General features: G+C 74.0%; 8 protein-coding genes. All 8 read left to right on the top strand.

Annotation, left to right across the window (positions count from 1 at the left end; all coding sequences use genetic code 11):
• Window positions 1–184 precede the first annotated feature (184 nt).
• Genes ACZ52R_RS39680 through ACZ52R_RS39645 form a run of 8 tightly spaced genes read left to right on the top strand, consistent with a single transcriptional unit; the run spans window position 185 to window position 13,783 of the window.
• Entirely contained in the window at window positions 185–2,032 is a 1,848-nt protein-coding gene (locus tag ACZ52R_RS39680; RefSeq protein ID WP_465665148.1) for a phage tail sheath C-terminal domain-containing protein, read from the top strand.
• A 7-nt stretch (window positions 2,033–2,039) separates the two neighbouring features.
• On the top strand, window positions 2,040–2,564 hold the full coding sequence (locus ACZ52R_RS39675; protein ID WP_465626040.1) for a phage tail protein: 525 nt from the start codon (window positions 2,040–2,042) through the stop codon (window positions 2,562–2,564).
• 11 nt (window positions 2,565–2,575) lie between these two features.
• Window positions 2,576–3,307, top strand: coding sequence for a T4 family baseplate hub assembly chaperone (locus ACZ52R_RS39670; RefSeq protein ID WP_465626042.1), 732 nt, complete (start codon window positions 2,576–2,578; stop codon window positions 3,305–3,307).
• The gene (locus ACZ52R_RS39665) at window positions 3,300–3,992 is read left to right on the top strand and encodes a hypothetical protein (RefSeq protein ID WP_465626044.1); all 693 of its coding nucleotides are present in this window, start codon (window positions 3,300–3,302) and stop codon (window positions 3,990–3,992) included. Before ACZ52R_RS39670 ends, ACZ52R_RS39665 begins: the two co-directional genes overlap by 8 nt.
• A gap of 27 nt (window positions 3,993–4,019) precedes the next feature.
• Window positions 4,020–5,288 (top strand): Pvc16 family protein, encoded by a 1,269-nt coding sequence (locus ACZ52R_RS39660; protein WP_465626046.1) that lies wholly within the window; start codon window positions 4,020–4,022, stop codon window positions 5,286–5,288.
• 22 nt (window positions 5,289–5,310) lie between these two features.
• On the top strand, window positions 5,311–7,332 hold the full coding sequence (locus tag ACZ52R_RS39655; protein ID WP_465755224.1) for an ATP-binding protein: 2,022 nt from the start codon (window positions 5,311–5,313) through the stop codon (window positions 7,330–7,332).
• Window positions 7,323–7,658: a hypothetical protein gene (locus ACZ52R_RS39650; protein ID WP_465626050.1), complete on the top strand. Its 336-nt coding sequence runs from the start codon at window positions 7,323–7,325 to the stop codon at window positions 7,656–7,658. Before ACZ52R_RS39655 ends, ACZ52R_RS39650 begins: the two co-directional genes overlap by 10 nt.
• Window positions 7,655–13,783, top strand: coding sequence for an eCIS core domain-containing protein (locus ACZ52R_RS39645; RefSeq protein ID WP_465755223.1), 6,129 nt, complete (start codon window positions 7,655–7,657; stop codon window positions 13,781–13,783). Before ACZ52R_RS39650 ends, ACZ52R_RS39645 begins: the two co-directional genes overlap by 4 nt.
• Window positions 13,784–13,794: the final 11 nt, after the last annotated feature.

The following is a 13,794-nucleotide window of genomic DNA, read 5'->3' as shown; positions in this document are numbered from 1 at the left end:
GCACCGGCACAGGGGGGTTGCGGAATACCCAATTCCGCAACCCCCGAAAAGGCCCAGTAATACAACAAGCATTTCCCGTTCAGGTCTTGACGAATTGTCACCTGAACCCGAAACTGACCCTGCCACCAATGCATCCGGACCCCATTTACCGGCCTCTTGATGCACGAAGTGAATGGAGGGGGAATTGCCGACGACACCGACCTACCCGGGCGTCTACATCGAAGAGCTTCCCAGCGGCGTCCGTACCATCACCGCGGTGAGCACCTCGGTGACCGCCTTCGTCGGGGCCACCCGGCGCGGCCCGCTCAACCAGCCGGTCACCATCACCAGTTTCGCGGACTTCGAACGCCGCTTCGGCGGACTCGCGAGTCAGAGCCCGGTCAGCTACGCCGTCCAGCAGTTCTTCCTCAACGGGGGCTCGGTCGGGATCGTGGTCCGGGTCGCGGCGGCCGGCACCGGCGCCGCCGCGGGCGTCACGCTCAACTCGACGCAGACCTCCACCGCCACCCCGGCCCTGGAGGTCACGGCCGTCGAGCCGGGGCTCTGGGGCGGGGGGCTGCGGGTCGCCGTGGACTACCGGACGCCGACCCCGGACGAGACCTTCAACCTCCAGGTCTTCGACACCTCCGGCGCCGTCCGGGAGTCCTTCGCGGACCTGTCGGTCCGGGCCGCCAGCCCCCGGTTCGCCGAGACGGTGGTGAACAGCGGCTCGGGTGTCGTCCGGGTCAAGGTGCTGGCGGAGAGCCGACCGGACCCGGTGGGCACCGTCTCCAAGCCCTTCGCGGCCGCCCTGCCGGACCTCACCCACGAGATCCAGGTGAAGATCGCCGACGTCTCGCGGACCGTCAAGATCTACGACCCCGCCGCGGACGGCACCGCGCCCACCACCGTCCCCGAACTCGCCCTGCTGCTGGAGCGCAAGCTGCGGGCCCTGCCCGACGCCCCGGGCAAGCGGGCCTTCGCGGGCACCCGGGTGAGCGTGTTCGGGCGGCAGCTCCAGGTCGTCGCCGGCTCCACCGACCCGGCCGACGTGGTGCGCTTCCTCGGTGAGGCCGCCAACAACCTCGGGCTGGAGGGCTCGGTCAACCCGCCGGTCCTCGCCCTCGCCGGCGGCCAGGACGGCGGAGCCCCCGGCATGACGGACCTGATCGGCAGCGAGGCCGGCAAGACCGGCATCCAGGCCCTGCGCGACGTGCCGGACGTCAACCTGCTGGTGCTGCCGGAACTGGCCGGCTACGCCAGCGTGGACGACGCCGTCACGGTCGTCTCGGCCGCCCAGGCACTCTGCGCGGAGCAGCGGATGTTCCTGATCGTCGACTCGCCGCAGGCGTGGACGACACTGGACGCCGCCCGGGCGGGCCTGTCCGCCTTCGACTCGGTGCGCAACGACCACGCCGCGCTGTACTTCCCGCACCTGGAGCTGGTCGACCCGCTCACCGGCCGGCTGCGCAGCTTCCCGCCGTCGGGCACCATCGCCGGCGTGATGGCGCGCACCGACGGCCAGCGGGGGGTGTGGAAGGCCCCCGCCGGCACCGAGGCCGGGCTGCCCGGGGTGCGCGCGCTGACCGTCCCGCTGACGGACCGGGAGAACGGCCTGCTGAACCCGCTCGCGGTGAACTGCCTGCGGACGTTCCCGGTGGTGGGCCCGGTGGCGTGGGGCGCGCGGACCATGGCGGGCGCCGACGCGCTCAGCTCGCAGTGGAAGTACGTCCCGGTGCGGCGGCTGGCGCTGATGCTGGAGGAGAGCCTCTACCGCGGTACCAAATGGGTCGTGTTCGAGCCCAACGACGAGCGGCTGTGGGCGCAGATCCGGCTGAACGTGGGCGCGTTCCTGCACTCGCTGTTCCAGCAGGGCGCGTTCCAGGGCACGTCGGCGCGCTCGGCCTATTTCGTCAAGTGCGACAAGGACACCACCACGCAGGACGACATCAATCGCGGTGTGGTGAACGTCGTGGTCGGGTTCGCGCCCCTCAAGCCCGCGGAATTCGTGATCGTCAAGATCGAGCAGCTCGCCGGACAATTCGAGGTTTAGGATCTCCATGGTCGAGTTCACCGTCAATCCGCACCGGTTCGATCCGTACAAGAACTTCAAGTTCCTGGTCGTCTGGGACGGCCGGGTCGTCGCCGGAGTCAGCAAGATCAGCCCGCTCAAGCGCACCACCGAGGTGGTGAAGCACCGCAGCGGGGGCGATCCGAGCGCGCCGCGCAAGTCGCCGGGGCGCACCGACTTCGAGGCGGTCACCCTGGAGCGCGGGGTCACCCACGACCCGGAGTTCGACCGCTGGGCCAACAAGGTCTGGATGGTCGGCGCGGGCCGCGGGGCGGAGGTCTCGTTGCGGGACTTCCGCAAGGACCTGGTGATCCAGGTGCTCAACGAGTCCGGTCAGGTGGCGGTCGCCCACAAGCTGTACCGCGCCTGGCCGAGTGAGTACCAGGTGCTCGGCGAACTGGACTCCAACGCCAACGCGGTGGCGATCCAGAGCCTCAAGCTGGAGGTGGAGGGCTGGGAGCGGGACGAGGAGACGCCCGAGCCGGAAGAGCCGTCGTTCCAGCAGCCGGCCTGAGCGGCCGACCGATGGAACTCGCCGGGGAGGCCGCCCTGTTGGCCGCCTGGGAGGCCGGGCTGGCGGCCGGCCGCACCGGGCGGGCCCTGCTGCTGCACACCGTCGCCCGTCCGGGCGCCGGGACGGAGGAGCTGCTGGCCTTGCCGCTCGGCCGACGGGACGCCGAACTGTTCGTCCTGCGCGCCGAGTTGTTCGGCGAACGGCTCAACATGCGGGTCGGCTGCCCGAGTTGCGCGGAGGAGATGGAGTTCGCCTTCGACGCCGGGCAGCTGGTCGGTGCCGCGCGGCCGGCGGACGGCCCGCTGCGGGTGGAGCTGGACGGCTGGCAGGTCGGCTTCCGGCTGCCCACCCCCGGCGACCTGGCCGCCGCCGAACAGGCCCCCGCAGGCCAGGCCAGGGCCGTCGTGCTGGAGCGTTGCGTGCTGACCGCCGAGCACGGCGGGGAGCCGGTCCCCGCCCGGCAGCTCCCCGAACCGGTCCAGCGGCGCGTGGCCGAGGCCGCCGCCGCAGCCGACCCCTGCGCGGACGTCCGGCTGAACCTCAGCTGCCCCGAGTGCGGCGAACAGGCCCTCGCCGAACTGGACATCGCCTCCTACCTCTGGGAGGAGCTGGACGACTGGGCCCGGTCGACCCTGCTCGACGTCCACCTCCTGGCCACCGCCTACGGCTGGAGCGAGGCGGAGATCCTGGCGCTCAGCCCGCTGCGGCGCCGCTACTACCTGGAGCTGTGTGCAGATGCCTGACCACTTCGACCGCCTGGTGACGAAGGGCGGCCCGGACGGGTTCCGGGCCGGGGTACGGGTGCGCCCGCGCCTGCCGGGGCCGTTCGAACGACTCGACGCGCTCGCTCCGGCGCTGCCGGCCGTGGACGGGGAGTCGTTCGGGCCGGGCCGCTCGGTCGGGCTACCCGCTCCCATACCACTCCTCCGGCCGCCGGCACCGCCCGCGACGCCCGTCGAGAGGGCGCTGCGGGCGGTGGTCGGCGAGGACCGGCCGGCTGTCGCACCCGTCCTTCCGCTGCCGCGCACGCCGCTGCTGATCGCGCCGCCGGTCACGCCCGTTGCCGCACCGGCCGTCGAGCCGACGGTGCGGGGGGAGACCGCCCGCCCGGCAGCCGTACCGACGCCCGTCACCGCACCGCACCGGGCGGCTGCCCCCGAGCTGCCGACCGCGGCACCGCCCGCACCGGTCCGACCGGCCACCGCGCCGGCGTCCGTACGGCGGGCCGCCGTGGCGGCTGCCCCGGGCCAGGCGCACGGGACCGGGACCCGCCGCCAGCAGCGGCCGGTCGAGCGGGTGGTACGGGTCCGGATCGGGCGGGTCGAGGTCAAGGCCGCCCAGCCCACCCCGGCCGGACCGCGCAAGCCCGCGGCCGCCCGCCCCTCGCCCGCCCTGAACCTGGACACGTACCTCAACCGGGAGCGCTGATGACCGATCGAGTCAGGTGGTGGGCCCATGAGTAACCACCTCGCGATCGCCACCGTGAGCGAGGCACTGCGGCTGCTCATCACCCGAGCGCTCTCGCCCGACATCCCGTTCGCGGTCGAGGTCAGCGCCCGCAAGCCGCCGACCGAGCCGCCCACCGACCCGACCATCACCGTCTTCCTCTACCAGGTCACGCCCAACGCCTCGCTGCGCAACCGCGACGCGCCCACCCGCGCGACCGACGGCACCGTGCTGACCCGGCCGGCCGCCGCCCTGGACCTGCACTACCTGATCAGCTGCTACGGCGAGGAGACCCAGCTGGTCGGCCAGCGGCTGCTCGGCTGCGTGGTCCGGGCGCTGACCGAACAGCCGCTGCTGTCCCGGCAGTTGGTCGAGGAGGCGGCCACCCAGCCGTACCTGGTGGGGACGGACCTGGCCGCCTCGCCGCAGCGGGTGCGCTTCACGCCCACGCCGATGGACGTGGACGAGATGTCCAAGCTGTGGATGACGCTGTTCCAGACGCCGTACGCGCTGTCCGTCGCCTACCAGGCCACCGCCGTCTTCGTGGAGGGCAAGGCCGATCCGGTGGCCGGCAAGCCGGTGCTGCGCCGTTCCGTTCGGGCCGTGCCCTCCCGCGGACCGGTCGTCGAGCGGGTGCTCTCCCGGCCCGCCGGGTCCCAGGGCGCCCCCGCGGAAGGGCCGGTGACCAAGGACCGGGAGCTGGTGGTGGACGGCTCCGGCCTGCGCGCGGACCTGGTGGTGGCCCGGCTCGGCGAGCGCCGGGTGCCGGTCGACCCGGGCGGTGTCCGGGACGACCGTCTGGTGGTCGCCGTACCGGAGGACCTGCCGCCCGGTGTGTTCCGCGTGCAGGTGCTGCACGGGCTGGCACTGGACGGCCGACCGGCCGCCGAGCACCTCGCCGTGGAGTCCAACGTGCAGACCTTCGCCCGGCAGCCGCGGATCGTCGCGCCGATCGGCACCGCGGACCGCAGCGACGTACCGGCCGGGGTCTCGGCCCGGCTGGATGTCCGGCTGGACCTGCCGCTCCGGGACGACCAGCAAGTCCTGCTGCTACTGGACGAGTTGCGCCCGCCCGCCGGGCGGCCCGGGGCGAGCCACCAGTTCCGCGCACCCGCGCCGCCACTGCCGCGCACCGACCCGTTCGAGGTCCGGGTGCCGGTCGTCGGCGTCCGCCCGACGGCGTACCTGGCCCGGATCCAGGTGGACGGCGTGCCGAGCGAGTTGACGGTGTCCGGCGACGGGGCCTTCACCGGCCCGGTCGTGGACCTGACGCACTGACCGCAGGACAGGGGGGTTGGAGATGAGCACGCGCCGGAGACAGGGCCGCGACGGCTCGGCGGACGACTCGCACCGGGAGTCGATGTCCGCCGCGGTCGCCGCCGTGCTCGAACGGGTCGACGCGCACGCGGCCGGCCGTACGGCAGAGCCCGCCGTCCCCTCGGCCCCCGGCACCCGCCGGGGCGGGCGCCGCCAGCCCGCCACAGCCCTGGACGCAGTCACCGCTTCCTTCGGGCTCACCCCGTTCGAGCGCGACGTCCTCGTGCTGGCCGCCGCCCCCGCGATCGACCCCACGGCCGCCGCCCGGTGCGCCGCGGCGGGCGGCGACCCGGGGCGCGCGTACCCGACCTTCTCCCTCGCCCTCGCCGCCCTGGACCAGCCGCACTGGAGCGCGCTCACCCCGGTGGGCCCGCTGCGCCGCTTCCGGCTGGTCGAACTGGACGATGAGACGGCGCTCACCGCCTCCCGGCTGCGGATCGACGAGCGGGTGCTGCACTTCCTGGTCGGCGTGCCGTACCTGGACGTGCGGCTGCACGGCCTGCTCACCCGGGTAGGACCGCCCGGCGAGCTACCCGGCCCACACGAGCGGTGCGCCGCCGAGCTGGCGCGGGGGTGGACCTCGGCCGCGCTGTCCGGCCCGCCGCACACCGAGCTGACCGGCGCCGACCGCCGCACCCGCTGGGAGATCGCGGCGGAGGCGGCCCACCGCGCCGGACTCGGCCTCTACGCCGCGCACCGCGAGGACCTGCCCACCGAGCCCGCCGAGCGCGAGCAACTCGCCCGGCTGTGGCAGCGCGAGGCGATCCTGATCCCGGCCGCGCTGCTGGTGGAGAGCGGGGAACCGGGCCGGGAGCGTCCGCAGGCCCCGAACGGCGCGGAGGCCTTCCTCGCCAGCCTCGCGGTGCCGCTGGTCGTGTCCGGCGACGAGCCCCCGCCCGCCGGGGCCTCGGACCGTACCAGGCTGACCGTGCCCCCGCTCGGCCCCGAGGAGCAGCTGGGGATCTGGGCCGAGGCGCTGGAGGGTGCGCCGGGGGTCACCGAGGGCGGACTCCGCGCGCTGGCCGCGCAGTTCTCGCTGCCCGGCCATGTGATCCGCTCGGCCGCGGCGACCGCCCGGCGGGCCGCCGAGTCCACCGGCAACGGCGGGGACGGCGGGGAGGGTGCGGCCGGCGGGGAGGGCACGGACGTCAGCCGACTGGCCTGGCACGCCGGACTCGTGGAAGCCCGGATCTCCCTGGACGAGCTGGGCCGGCGGGTCGAGCCGCGCGCCGGCTGGGACGACCTGGTCCTGGAGGAGCGCCAGCGCGCGACGCTGCGCGAGATCGTCGCCCACGTCCGCCGGCGCGGCACCGTCTACCAGGAGTGGGGCTTCGAGTCGGTGCTGCGCCGCGGCCTCGGCGTGACCGCGCTGTTCGCCGGCGGGTCGGGCACCGGGAAGACGCTGGCAGCCGAAGTCGTGGCCGGGCAGCTCGGCGTGGACCTGTTCGTCATCGACCTCTCCCAGGTCGTCAGCAAGTACATCGGCGAGACCGAGAAGAACCTCCGGCGGGTCTTCGACGCGGCCGAGCGCGGTGGCGCGCTGCTGCTGTTCGACGAGGCCGACGCGCTGTTCGGCAAGCGCAGCGAGATCAAGGACAGCCACGACCGTTACGCCAACCTGGAGGTCAGCTACCTGCTGATGCGGATGGAGTCCTATCGGGGCCTGGCCGTGCTCACCACCAACATGAAGAAGGCGCTGGACCCCGCGTTCATGCGGCGGATCAGGTTCGTGGCCGACTTCCCGTTCCCCGGAGTGCCGGAGCGCGCCGAGATCTGGCGGCGGGTCATCCCCGCGCAGACCCCCAGCCGGGGTGTCGATCCGGAGCGGCTCGCCCAGCTCACCGTGGCGGGCGGCTCCATCCGCAACATCGCGCTGTCCGCCGCCTTCCTGGCCGCCGACGAGGACTGCCCGATGCAGATGCGGCACCTGCTGGCCGCCGCGCGCACCGAGTACCTCAAGCTGGAGCGCTCGCTGTCGCCTTCGGAGGTCTCCGGATGGATCTGACCGAGGGGCCAGGGGCCGGGCGGGGCAGTGCGGGAACGGGCGGTGCCGGGCGGATCGAGGTCGAGATCGGCGAGCTGGTCCTCGACGGCTTCGCGCGGATCGACCACGACCGGCTGACGGCGGCGTTCCGGGGCGAGCTGGCCCGCCTGGTCGAGGCGCGCGGGGTGCCGATCGCGGTCGACGGCGACCGTGCGCTGGACCTGCTCTCCGGACTGCCGCCACTGCCCGCGGGCGCCTCGGCGCAGCGGCTCGGCGAGGCACTCGCCCGCGCCGTGCACACCGGGCTGTCCGGCGGTGGCCGGGCGCCGGAGCGGGGGCGGACATGAGTCGACTCAACGCTCCCGCCCGGGACTCCGGGCCGAACGCCAAGCAGGGCGAGGGCCGGCGCAAGACGCGGGCGCCGAAGGCCCGTACGCCCGAGCCGAAGGAGATCGTCTCCGGCGCGGGCCAGCCGCTGGACCCGGGCCTGCGGCGGGAGCTGGAGGCCCGGCTCGGGCACGACCTCAGCCGGGTCCGGGTGCACACCGACCGGGACTCCGCCGCGCTGACCGAACTGATCGGCGCGGACGCCGTCGCCGTCGGTCCGGACCTCTTCTTCGGCGAGGGCAAGTACCGCCCGGCCGGCGAGGACGGCAGGCGGCTGCTCACCCACGAGCTGCTGCACACCGTCCAGGCCCCGAACCCGCTCGGCGCGCTGCGGGCCGGCCGCGATCTGGGCGCGGTCAGCCTGCCGCAGGACGCAATCGAACGGGAGGCGGAGCACGGCGCGCGCGAGGACCGGCCGGCGGCGGCGACGCCGGGTGCCACGCCGGGCTGGCTCCGCTACGCGACCGTCGACGCCGACCGGTTCCGCACCGAGCGGCTCGACCCGGCCACCCTGGTCGACCGGCTGGCAGCCGGCATCCTGCGCTCGCTGCGCGGGGACCCGACCGACTCCTCCGGCCGGGTCCGCCTGCAACTCGCCCGCTTCGCACCGGAGTTGCAGGCCTCCGTACTCGCCCGACTGGCGGACCGGCTGCCTTCGTCGGACTACACTCGGGTGCTGGAGCTGGTCGAGGCCGCCGAGCACCGCCCGGCCGACGTGGACGGCGCGCAGACGCCCGAGCCGGTCACCGATCCGGTGACTGCTTCCGACCGAGCCACCGACGAGCGCGAGCAGACGGACGAGCAGGACCGCGACAAGCAGGACCTCGACAAGCAGGACCTCGACGCGCAGGACCGGAAGCATCGACTCGACGAGGAGGCTCGGCAGTCGGACGACCCGAAGGGCCGGCGCAAGCGCCGCAAGGGGCACGGCGGCAAGGACGACCAGGAGCGCCCGGAGCAGCAGGACGAGCAGCAGGCCCAGCCCGCGGAGGGCGAGGCCGCGCAGACTCCACCGGGCGCGCAGCCGGCTCCGCAGCCGGAGGCCGGTCAGGCCCGGCCCGCCGCCGACGCACAGCCTCCCGCCGTCGAGGAGGCGCCCGGGACGACCGCCGACGCGGGGCCGGAGCAGGCCGCCACGACGGAGGAGGGCGCCCAGCCGACTGCCGTCTCCGTACCCGGCTCGCCCGAAGCCGGACCGACGGACGCCGCCGCCCAGCCCTCGGCCGGCACGAAGCCGCAGGAGCCCGCCGCCGCGCCGCTGCCGCAGCCGGCACCCGTCAAACCCGAGCGCCTGGACGCGATCGCGCGGGCCGAGGACAGCCCGCTCGCCCGGCACGGGCTGCTGGAGGGCGACCAGCAGCAGCGCGAAACCCGGGACGAGGAACGGCCGTTGGGCATGGAGCCCGGCGCGGACGCGGAGGTCCACGACTCGCCCGCCGCGGGCGAGGACCGGCAGTCGCAGTCGGCCGCCCCCGGGCCGGAGCTCAACCCGGGGGACTTCCTGCCCTCGGCCGACCTCGACGTGTCCGGTGTACCGACCACCGATCAGGTCCAGGTGGCCGCGGACGGCGCGCCCCCCGTGTATGCCGAGGCGCCGGAGTTCCCGGCGCCGCCCGCGACCAAGGCCGACCAGGTGCAGGCCGAGCGGGAGAGCCGGCCCGAGGACGAGACGGAGCCCACGGCTCCCGAGCAGGCCCGGCCCGACCCGGCCCAGCCCGAACCGGCACAGCCCGTGGCTGCCCCCGAGCCGGGCCCCGCCGCCGAGGCCGAGGACCGGAGCGCCCGTGACCTCCAGCCGGAGCAGCCGGTCGAGCAGGAGATCGGCCCCGACCCGACCACGAACCCGACCGCACCCGCGGCACCGGCCGCCGCCGCGCCCGCCCCTGCGGAGCCGCAGCAGCCGGAAGCCCCCGCCGAGGAGGCACGCGAGGCCGAGCCCGCGGCCACACCCGAGCCGCAGGGCCCTGGCCCGGAGCTCACCGCTGCCGCCCCCACCACGGCAGGTCCGCTCGGCGGCGACGGCCCGGACGGCCCCGGCGCCACTCCCGACACCGGCCGCGACGCCGGCGCCGCCCCCGGCCCGGCGGCCGAGCAGGCCGACGCGCCCGCCGGACTCGCCACCCAGCCCGCCCCGGACGCCTCACTGGAGTCCGGCGGCGGTGCCTGCGCGGGCCCGCAGCAGCCCACCACCGAGGCGGAGCCGGACGGTGCCGGTGGCAACGGCGGAGGCGCCGGTGGCGGCTGCGCGGCGGGCGGCGCAGCCGGGGGCGCCCCGCCCAAGCGGGAGGAGCAGCCGCCCCCGCCCGACGTCTCCGCCCAGGACCCGCAGAGCGCGCTCGCCACCGCCGCGAGCCTGCCGCCCGACCGGATGGCCGCCACCCTGGACGGCGTGGACGGTTCGGTGGACCGTACGGTCGGCGAGCAGCACGCCCGGCTGCAGGCCGCCCCACCGGCCGTCCAGCGCCCGTCCGGCGCCCCGCAGACCCAGTCCGGCCCGCCCGAAGCCGCGCCGCCCGCCGAGGCGGTGACGGAGCGGCTGGAGCGGGTCGGCCCGCAGGCCGCGGACGGCGAGCAGCAGAAGGCCGAGCAGAAGAAGGTCGGGGGCCGGAACCCCGGCGACCGGGTCGCCGCGCCCCACGTCGCCGACGACGCGAGCAACCAGGTCTCGCCGCAGGAAGTGCAGCAGGTGCAGGGCGCGGTCGGCGACGTGCCCACGACCGACCCGGCGTTGAACACCACCGTCGGCCCCGCGCCGAGGGTCGAACTGACCGGGGAGAGCGACCCGGCGCGCACCGACCAGCAGGCGGCGAAGCTCAAGGACAGTTCCACAAAGATCCTCGGCGTCGGCCGGGAGGACGCCGCCAAGCCGATGGGCGAGGACCGGATCTACCCGGACGTGCCGAAGGAGACCCTCACCGCCTCCGTACCGGGCGGCGGGGGCAAGGGCGGGGGCGCCAGGGCCGGCGGCGCGGTCGACACCCAGCCGGGCATCGGCATCGTGACCCAGCAGGAGCGCGGCCCGCAGATCCAGGCCGCGGTCGGCCAGGGCCAGAGCCGGCTGGGCTCCGAACAGGCCGAGCAGAAGCAGGGCGAGGCCGATGCGCGCCGGCAGAACCAGGCCGAGGTCGACCAGGCGGTGGCCGACAACGCCCAGGCCCAGGCCGGCGAACGGGGTGAGGCCACCGAGAAGGTCAAGGCCGAGCGCGAGCAGTGGCGCACCGAGCAGGACCGGAAGGTCACCACCGCGGACCAGGACTCCGACGCGGAGCACCAGGACAAGAGCGGCCGGATCGGCAAGAAGCGCACCGAGGCCGACAAGGACGTCCAGGACCGTCAGCAGCAGGACAACCAGAAGATCCAGGACAAGCGGAAGGAGGCCGAGGAGAAGGCGCAGAAGGAGAAGGACCGCAAGAAGGAGGAGTCCGAGGGCTGGTGGGGCTGGGTCAAGTCCAAGGTCAAGGCGGCCTTCGACGCGCTGGTCGAGGCGGTCACCAAGGTCTTCGACTACTTCCGCGGCCTGGTCAACGACATCATCGACGGCTTCCGCAAGTTCGCGGACTGGGCGATCGACCAGGCACGGAAGTTCGCCGTCGACCTGATCGACAAGCTCGCGGACGCGCTGATCAAGATCTGCGATGTCCTGCTGGCGGCCTTCCCCGAACTGCGGGACAGGTTCCGCAAGAAGATCGAGGAGTGGCGCGACAAGGCCGTCGCCAAGGTCAACGAGTGGGCGGACAGGCTCAAGAACGCCGTGAACAAGCTGCTCGACCTGCTCGCGGCCGGACTGAACGCCCTGCTGAACGCGCTGGAGGCCGGGCTCAAGGCCGCCATCGAGGCGGTCCGCAAGGCCGTCATGGACGCGATCGACTTCGTGCAGAAGGCGATCGCGATCTTCGGCGAGTTCGCGGTCCTGATCGGCGACATCGCCTCCGACCCGGGCGGCTGGCTCAAGAAGCTCGGCACCGCCGCGATCGACGGCATCCAGCACTACCTGTGGGGTGCGATCAAGAGCGCGGTGCGGACCTGGTTCAACGAGAAGGTCGAGTCGGTGGTCGGCCTGACCTCCACGATCGTCAACGTGCTGGTCAAGGGCTGCATCTCGATGGCCCAGATCGGACGGATGGCCTGGCAGGCGATCGTCGCCTCGCTGCCCGGCATGATCGTCTCGATCGTCGTCGAGAAGCTGGTGTCACTGATCGTGCCGGCGGCGGGCGCGATCATGGCGATCATCCAGGGCCTGGTGGCGGCGTGGAACACCATCAGCAAGATCGTCGCCGCGATCGGGAAGTTCGTCACCTTCCTGAAGGCGGTCAAATCCGGCTCGGCCGCCTGCCTGTTCGCCGACGCGGTCGCGGCGGGCGTGGTCGCGCTGCTCGACTTCATCTCCAACTTCCTGCTCAGCAAGCTCAAGGGCGCGGGCAAAGCCGTCGGCACCAAGCTCAAGGGGATCGCCCAGAAGATCCTCAAGGGCCTGGCCAAGGCTGGTCGCGGTGCCCGCAAGGCCGCCGGAACCGCCGTCAACAAGGCCCGCGCGAGCCTGCGCCGGGCCACCCGGTCACTGCGCAAGCCGCCCTTCCCCGGCCGCGCCCGCCCGGCCCGTACCGGCCCCGCCCGGCACACCGTCCGGCAGGCCGAGCGCCACCCCTCGGCCACCCCCGGACGCCCGCGCCGCGAGGTCACCCGCCCGAAGTCCTCCGCACCCCGCCGCCCCGTCTCGGCGGTCGGCCGCGCGCTCAACTCCTCCCGCCAGACCGTCAAGGCCGCCCTCAACCGCGTCCGGGTCGCCGCCCGCACCCTCGGCCGCAAGCTCCTCGACAGCAAGCTCGGCCGCGCCCTCACCAACGGCGCCCACAAGATCCGCGACGCCTACCGCAAACAGCGCGACCGCCTGCGCGCCTGGCACCAGAAGCGCCAGCAGCAGCGCGCGGACCGCCGCAAGCACGAGAACTCCCCGGACGCGAAGAAGCAACGCCTCGAACTGATCGTGGCCCGCATCCGGCCGCGGATCGAGCGCCTGCTGGCACGCGGGGTCCGGCAGGTGGTGCTCCGGCCCCTCCTGGCCGGGATGCGGGCCTGGTACCGGCTCACCGGGCTGGCGGAGGTCGGCAGTCCGGCCTTCACCATCGATGCCCAGCTCAACCCGACGGCCAGGGCCGCAGGCGGCTTCGAGCTGACGGCCGAGGAGATCCGCGGGATCATCCGCAAGCAGGCGGAGGGCCTGTTGGACCGGGCCGACGTCATCGAGGTCGCGACGCACATGCGGATTCTCAAGCACCAGGCCGGTGCCGATGCCGTGAACCAAGCGCTGCGGACACAGGGGGCACAGGACATACCCGGCGTCGTCCACTACCTGCGGAACCGCGGCACGGACCTCGACGTCTCGACCGCGCAGGGCGGTCCTCTCATCGTCCCGCCCTACAAGGTCGGTTGGGGGAAGATGGAGCACTACACGGTCGGCCCGGAGGGGGGAGCGGTCAGGGAGCAGAACCGGGGCGCCGGCAGCAACGCGGTCACCAAGGGGGTCGGCAAGTACCCGGAGATCGCGGCCGACCTGTCCCGCGTCGGGCTGACCGACATGAACTTCGCCATGGCGCTGAGGGCCTACAGCACGAACAGCCACCTGCCCCCCTCCTTCACGCCGGAGCAGCAGGCCCTGGTGCGCAACGCTCACTGGCTGATGTTCGTCCGGGAATCCGTCCGGAGCCCCGCGAACCTCGGCTACGCGGCCATGACGACCGATCTGCTGGCGCGCGGACCGCAGGCCGGCGGGCTGGACCGGAACCAGGCGTTCGCCCAGTACGAGGGCAACCGCCGGGGTGACCGGGGGCAGTTCCCGATGTCGATGAGGGGCGCCGCAGCCGCGGCGCGCGGTCTCAAGCAGGAGGAGGCGGGCCTGCTCACCAACCTGGAGAGCACGGCGGCCGATCGCAACGAGCTGAGGTTCCGCGAACTGCAGCTCGGCGAAGCCTGGGCACTCGCCAAGACCGGCGGCGTGGGGATCGCCGCCACGACGGAGGCGGACACCGTCAAGAAGGGCGAGAACCTCGTCCAACAGTTCCTGCTGCAGTTCTACGGCCTGAGATAAGAGGAAGACTC

The sequence above is a fragment of the Kitasatospora sp. NPDC034023 genome (genome assembly GCF_055575795.1).
The sequence above is the reverse complement of the archived record's forward strand: the minus strand, read 5'-3'. Positions and strand labels throughout refer to the sequence as shown.

Bases quoted from the DNA above. Each gene is read 5' to 3' on its own strand.
- ACZ52R_RS39675 (WP_465626040.1), top strand. From the start codon at position 2,040: ATGGTCGAGTTCACCGTCAATCCGCACCGGTTCGATCCGTACAAGAAC.
- ACZ52R_RS39670 (WP_465626042.1), top strand. From the start codon at position 2,576: ATGGAACTCGCCGGGGAGGCCGCCCTGTTGGCCGCCTGGGAGGCCGGG.
- ACZ52R_RS39665 (WP_465626044.1), top strand. From the start codon at position 3,300: ATGCCTGACCACTTCGACCGCCTGGTGACGAAGGGCGGCCCGGACGGG.
- ACZ52R_RS39660 (WP_465626046.1), top strand. From the start codon at position 4,020: ATGAGTAACCACCTCGCGATCGCCACCGTGAGCGAGGCACTGCGGCTG.
- ACZ52R_RS39655 (WP_465755224.1), top strand. From the start codon at position 5,311: ATGAGCACGCGCCGGAGACAGGGCCGCGACGGCTCGGCGGACGACTCG.
- ACZ52R_RS39650 (WP_465626050.1), top strand. From the start codon at position 7,323: ATGGATCTGACCGAGGGGCCAGGGGCCGGGCGGGGCAGTGCGGGAACG.
- ACZ52R_RS39645 (WP_465755223.1), top strand. From the start codon at position 7,655: ATGAGTCGACTCAACGCTCCCGCCCGGGACTCCGGGCCGAACGCCAAG.